The sequence below is a fragment of the Gilliamella sp. B2838 genome, assembly GCF_026536185.1.
GTDB lineage: Bacteria > Pseudomonadota > Gammaproteobacteria > Enterobacterales > Orbaceae > Gilliamella.
This window is the reverse complement of sequence record NZ_JAFNOO010000032.1, coordinates 1-2,657: the sequence shown is the minus strand read 5'-3', so window position 1 is coordinate 2,657 and position 2,657 is coordinate 1. Positions and strand designations below refer to the sequence as shown.

Here is a 2,657-nt window from a genome sequence, read left to right as displayed (position 1 = left end):
GGTTTTCTATGCTCAACCATACTTAATAGAGGTGTATTGGGATCATAAAGCGCATTCAATGGATTTTTTTCATCATATATTTGATTATTATCCGCAAAAAAGTCTTTCAAAGAATGATAGGAAGATGTTTTTTTTGAATACCCTTTAAATTCATAAAGGATATTATTAAGATCTTTATTTTTATCTTCTGCAAAAGAAAAAAACGAGATAAATAAAATGCATATATAGAAAAATTGAAATCTGATCATTTTTAATCCTGTACATTTTTAATTAAGTTAAAATCAAAACCACATATATGTAAATGATGGTGATGTCTATATCCATTTGGCGGATCTTTTTTCATATGTTTTATATACTTAAGTAAGGTATTTGATTGTTTCTTATATGTAAAATATTCCGAATACATTAACGACGTTCTAGCCCAACCAAATTTATATAATGCAGTATTAAATTTTTCTTGTTCATCAAAATCAAAAGTTGAATAAAATAGCCATGTTAGCTCACCATTTCTCTTTTCTGATATATACCTTAGGTCTCCTGCAACCCTATTTATATGAGATTGGCTCTCAACAGATTTAGCATCATAAGTGCTAAATCCGTTAAAGCCTAAATAATCAACATTTAGTTCTAACATAGCGCCGAGTAACCCAGCAAAACAATTAGGATTTATATACCATCTATCATGATCACTATTAAATGTTGCAAATTTTGCTTTAACACTACCATCAGATGAAATGTAACCCTTTTCAAATTCCTTAACATTAATTAATTCCACGTTATGTGCTTGTGGAATATTTCCTCTCGACATAGCCTTAGTCACATAAACAGTAAAAATACCTAACTCATGTATTTTTTTATTCTTATCATGATAGACATATTGATATTTTCGCTCAAAACCAGGGGATATTTTTTCGGGTATATGCTTTTCGATTTTTCCATCCTGATAGATATGATAAGTCACAATGCCTGCTTTAAATTTAAAGTAATTCATAAGGGCAACTGGGTGCATAAACCACACTTTACCGTTTTGGCTTAACGTGGCTGGCGTTGATGATGTTTCGGTTTGTTGCTTTGAGCTGTCTTCTGTTTTATCTTTTTCTGTTTCAGTGTCACTTTGTTCTGTCTCTTGACTTTGCTTAGCTAATCCTTCGACTACATCATCCCACCACAGCATTTTTGTCGCTTTTTCTTTGGTTTTTTCCCATAATTCTGACTTCTCTTCTAACTCATTTATTTTACCCAATAAGTTAAGTTGCTCCGGTGTTAATTTCTTGTCAGGGGCATCTTTATAATCAGCGGGAAAACGTTGATAATCTCTTTTTTGTTGTGCTAATCTCTAAGAACGAACAATTGACTTTCTTCACATCTTAGCATTACTTAATGCTCCAACTGCATGAAAAAATTTTTTCAACAAGAGCTTTTTCTATTGATATCCCTAAATTGAATTGTTCATACTTTAATATTATCACGATTATTGACATCTAATAGTTAATTTATAGCTCCCCAATAATGTTAATCATTTTTCTAAAAGCTCAAACTTTTCATTTATGAAATTATAATATCTTCTTCTATATCCTTCGTTAGCTTCATTTTCATCAGGATCCGCTATTATTCCAGAAATAATAATTAAACTACTATTTAAATGATATTCTATAGAAAACCCATTTTCTCCATTTTCATCTTCTATCAAATAAGCATTAGGAAGTCCAATAACTTTGTTAGAGAGTAAGTTTCGAATCTCTCCACAAATTGCACCACCACCACACCCATAAACCTTAATCAAATAATGATACGCAAAGTTTGCATTTTTAATTTTTGTTTTAGTTTTAATAGCGAAATCGTTAAAATCTAATTTGATAAGTTCTTTACTTTGAGCTTGAGCTATTAAGGAATAATTAATTGCAAATATTATGAAACACAGAAGAGCAAACTTTAACTTTTTCATATTTACCTCCAATTTCCATTTTTCGATTCTTTTAATGCTTCAACCATTTGAGCTGGTAATATATGGGCAGAATTTAGCCCATCTCCTTGATAATATGATGAACCTTCAAAAGCTGCAATTCTTCCATTACTTATTGTTTTCCCTTTACGTACTACTGCTGATGCAAATTCTTTAGCCCAATCATAAATAGCATCTTCAACATCACCATCCTGTTCTAAATATTTTATTATGTTCTTCCTTTTAATTTTTATCAAATATTCTTCAAATAAAATATCTTGTGTTTCTTTATTATATTTCAATGATAAGTCTAATTTTAAATAATCTAGAGCTGATTTTAAAGTTTCAGGAATTATTTGAAAGCGTCCAGCAGCAAATATTTCCCCTTTTGCTTGTTTATCAATTAATTCCTTTAGCGTCATAGAGGTTAAGTTAGTATTAAAAAAAGCTCTTAGTTTTGGTTTAGTTTGATTATAAGCTGAATAATCATTATTGGATTCAACTTCACCTAACAGCAAAGCAAATGGGCTTTCTGCCCAGCCTTTTTTTATTTCAACAATATTAAAATAATCCACCATAGCCACAGGATGCATAAACCAAACCTCACCATTTTGGCTTAACGTGGCAGGCGTTGATGATGTTTCGGTTTGTTGCTTTGAGCTGTCTTCTGTTTTATCTTTTTCAGTTTCAGTGTCACTTTGTTCTGTCTCTTGAC

3 protein-coding genes and 1 pseudogene are annotated in these 2,657 nt (G+C 30.7%); all 4 read right to left on the bottom strand.

The annotated features are described in order from the left end of the window. The coding region (locus J3U63_RS13135) for a hypothetical protein (protein ID WP_267371836.1) at positions 1 to 248 on the bottom strand (248 nt) is incomplete at its 3' end. A 2-nt stretch (positions 249 to 250) separates the two neighbouring features. Continuing rightward, positions 251 to 1,243: a hypothetical protein gene (locus tag J3U63_RS13130; RefSeq protein WP_267371834.1), complete on the bottom strand. Its 993-nt coding sequence runs from the start codon at positions 1,241 to 1,243 to the stop codon at positions 251 to 253. Between the two features lie 273 nt (positions 1,244 to 1,516). Beyond that, the gene (locus J3U63_RS13125) at positions 1,517 to 1,945 is read right to left on the bottom strand and encodes a hypothetical protein (protein WP_267341955.1); all 429 of its coding nucleotides are present in this window, start codon (positions 1,943 to 1,945) and stop codon (positions 1,517 to 1,519) included. Between the two features lie 2 nt (positions 1,946 to 1,947). Further along, a pseudogene (locus J3U63_RS13120) lies at positions 1,948 to 2,657 on the bottom strand (hypothetical protein); the annotation flags it as partial.

Excerpts from the sequence above, each read along its gene's own strand:
- J3U63_RS13125 (WP_267341955.1), bottom strand. The coding sequence starts at position 1,945 with ATGAAAAAGTTAAAGTTTGCTCTTCTGTGTTTCATAATATTTGCAATT.